The sequence below is a fragment of the Pumilibacter intestinalis genome, from assembly GCF_943193005.1.
GTDB lineage: Bacteria > Bacillota > Clostridia > Christensenellales > Pumilibacteraceae > Pumilibacter > Pumilibacter intestinalis.
In genome coordinates this window covers 1-1,614 of sequence record NZ_CALPCH010000044.1, presented here as the reverse complement: position 1 = coordinate 1,614, position 1,614 = coordinate 1, and the positions used below count along the sequence as shown (strand labels likewise).

The 1,614-nt window shown below is 44.0% G+C and carries 2 protein-coding genes; both read right to left on the bottom strand.

Annotation, left to right across the window (positions count from 1 at the left end; genetic code table 11):
- On the bottom strand, positions 1-520 hold a 520-nt coding region (locus tag NFR55_RS10435; RefSeq protein ID WP_251548849.1), incomplete at its 3' end, for a restriction endonuclease subunit S.
- Between the two features lie 9 nt (positions 521-529).
- Positions 530-1,522, bottom strand: coding sequence for a site-specific tyrosine recombinase/integron integrase (gene xerA, locus NFR55_RS10430; protein WP_251548846.1), 993 nt, complete (start codon positions 1,520-1,522; stop codon positions 530-532).
- Positions 1,523-1,614 lie beyond the last annotated feature (92 nt).

The window sequence follows — 1,614 nt, the reverse complement described above, 5'->3', positions numbered from 1 at the left end:
TCGCGCGGTTGCGTATAATCTTATCTTCTATTGCTTTCAGCACACTTACTACTTTATCTTGTATTTCCAATGAGGGGAGAAATATCTCCATAGGAGCCAATTCCGACCCAAAGGTGATTTGAGGAAATGTTCCCGAACGTGTTTCCGCAAGTAACTGCAACTGCGTTATAATATGCTCGGATTTTAATATAGCAAATAGAAAGCGAGGACGGATTTTTTCTTTATTGGCTCTTATAACCATCAATTTTGTAGAAGCAATGTAGTTCTCCGTGTCAGAAAAATCAACGTACCCATACCTTTTATTGGCTGGACGTATTTCCGAATAGAGAATATCATCCTTCTCAAACGTCTTTTTAAATTGCCCTTTCAAATCCTTATTGTCGACCTTTTTGTGATTGAGAATTTCGCCCTCCAAAACATCGGACGTGTTAACTAAAACAACCTTTTTAGAGTTTCCTTTATATGTTTCCGATATTGTGGAGCATACATCTCCAATTGTACATTTTATCCATTCAGTCATAGGTTTCTCCTATCCGATATATTTTCGGTGCGCAAGTTTAACATTGCTTTGTTTAACTTTTGCGTACATGAGTGTGGTATCGATTCGGGCGTGTCCGAGTAGCGTTTGCAGTTGCTCTATCGGCATTCCCTTGTCTATAACCGTAGTGGCGAGTGTTCGCCTGAATTTGTGCGGATGCGCCTTTTTAATACCGAGCCGCCGCCCAAGTTCCCGTATTCGCACCTCTACGCCGCCTATTTTCAGTCGGTTATACGGTGCTTTCAGCGACACGAACAGCGCGGGATTGTCGTCTATCCGACTGTCCAAGTATTGTTGAAGGTGCAGTTTTGTCCGTGCGTCGAAATAAACCGGGCGCTCTTTATCGCCTTTTCCGAGAACAACACACTCTCTTTCTTGAAAGTCCACGTCTTCGCGGTTGAGTAGCACCATTTCGCCGACACGCATTCCCGTGGATGCAAGCATATCTATTATAGCAAGGTCGCGTATCGTTACGCAATTGTCGCGCATCGTTTCCAACGATTCGTCGGAATATATTTCCTTAATCGTTGATGTGGACTTTACCTTATGAATTCGCCGCACGGGACTCTTTACTATGTAGTCCTCGTCTTCCAGCCAAGAAAAGAAGCTCGAAAGGATGCGGCGGATATTGTCTATCGTTACCTTGCTTGCGTGTTTGCCGTTTTGGTACTCGGTCAAATATTCGCGTAAATCGTCGGTATTGATGTGGCGTATATCTTTTTGGATTGCCGACAGCATCGTGGCGATTGTTACCGAATAGTATTTGAGAGATTTTGCCGAACACCCTTCCACGCGCTTCGCGGATATAAACAGATCCACGACTTTGTTGTTTTCTTCGGCTTTTCGGTTTTCGTCTACCTCCTCTTCGAGAATGGTTTTGCCGTGTAGGGCGTGTCGCATTATCCTTTGCAGTTCGGCGAGTTGCCCATTGTCGAGGTATGGGAGCATTCCCTGCATAACCTCATTGATGATGGTTTCGTTCATTGTATATCTCCTTTTGTTTATTGCGTATTAAGGAGACATAATTTCAACGGCTGTCTTTGTATTTCTCTCGCCGTTGGTGAGAGTTTGTATGC

What these genes read in the sequence shown, in the direction of transcription:
- xerA (WP_251548846.1), bottom strand. Translation starts at nt 1,522, where the DNA reads ATGAACGAAACCATCATCAATGAGGTTATGCAGGGAATGCTCCCATAC.